1 protein-coding gene and 1 pseudogene are annotated in these 1409 nt (G+C 63.7%); both read right to left on the reverse strand.

Features of this window, described 5'->3' with window-relative positions; translation table 11 throughout:
- A partial coding sequence (locus U4E84_RS17370; protein ID WP_322533347.1) for an FAD-dependent monooxygenase occupies nucleotides 1-937 on the reverse strand: 937 nt, incomplete at its 3' end.
- 293 nt (nucleotides 938-1230) lie between these two features.
- Nucleotides 1231-1409, reverse strand: a pseudogene (locus U4E84_RS17375) (peptide methionine sulfoxide reductase); the annotation flags it as partial.

Below are 1409 nucleotides of genomic sequence, written 5' to 3' on the forward strand. Positions count from 1 at the left end.
CATCCCCTGCCGCCTTCGCAGTCCCAGCTGCCGTATGTGGGCGGGCAACGAACGCGCCGTCACCGAGCAGACACACCCGATCTGCGACCATCGTCGGCACCGTCAGGTCGTAAATCACCTGTACGAAGAGGTCGGGTGTCTCGCTGACGAGCGTCTCAAACACGGGTGGGAGTGTCCCCGCGCGTTCGCGCTGTCGGTGATGAACCTGATCGCGTAACCGACCCGGCGGAACGGAGAACCGCCGTTCGGTACCGGTCGTGTCCGTGAATATCGCATCCCGATCCCGACCGTCGAGCGTGTCGTACCACACCCAGTTGAGCCGACGCGACCCCGGCTCAGTCTCGCCGTTCGGGCCCGGAATGAAGTACGCGAGAATGAGTTGGTCGGCACCTTGGAAGAACGTGAACGTCCCGTCGAACGCCTCGACACACGCAGCCGGAAGGCCTGCTTCCTCGACGACGCCACGCCACGCGACGTATGATGCGAACTCCAGTTTCACGTCGGGATGGAGTTGAGCTCGCGTCGTCGACTGACCACCCTCGGCGGCGACGACCACGTCACCCGTCCGTTCCGTCCCCTCATCAGTCGTAACGGTGGCCGTCTCGGGCTCTACAGCCACGACCTCCGTCCCCGTCCGATATTGCTCGTCGGGGAAGGCGTCGCGGAGCCGTCGATAGAGCGCGTCCCACGACGTGAACACCATCGTCTCGGACACGGCGCGTTCGACGTCCCCACTCTCGGTGAGAAACCGACGTTCGTGAGACCGCGTCGTGATCTCCTCCGGGTCAACGATATCGTGATCGCTGAGGAACCGGCGGATGTTCTGTTGGGCGACGATACCGCCGCCGCGGCTTTCGAGCACACCTGCCGACCGCTCGTAGATCGTCGGCCGGTGACCCGACCGCGCGAGCGCAATCCCCGTGAAGAGTCCGCCCATCGATCCGCCGGAGATGAGCACATCGAGACCGGTAACGGACTGATGGGACTTGTCCTGAGACACATGCGTCGTTTAATGCGTGACAGGTGAAAGCCTACGGACTCACCGACACAGATTGGGTTCCCGCGACGGTGGCCGCTTCGCTCCGGGGACGAGGTAACAACCGTGCGACCGCGTCTCGATCAAGCGGTACAGGCCTTACCGTGTCGGAACCGTCGCCGCCAGAGAGCCGCGTCCGCTGTGTGACCGCTCCTCGTTGACGGCGCTGTCCGTCGTCAACAGATCCGTTGTGTCTATGCCGTCCTGCGATCGGGTGTCGGAAGTTCCTCGGCAACACCAACATCGTGTCCGGCGGCGTACCCGTTCAGCTTGGCGGCGATTGGCGACTCACGCAACTCCTCGTCGCCGTATCCCGTCGCCTCAAACGCGTCCATGAGCGAGGAGACGGACCGGAGTTTGTACTTCTGGTGAT

The organism is Halorubrum sp. AD140 (assembly GCF_034497445.1).
Classification (GTDB): Archaea; Halobacteriota; Halobacteria; order Halobacteriales; family Haloferacaceae; genus Halorubrum.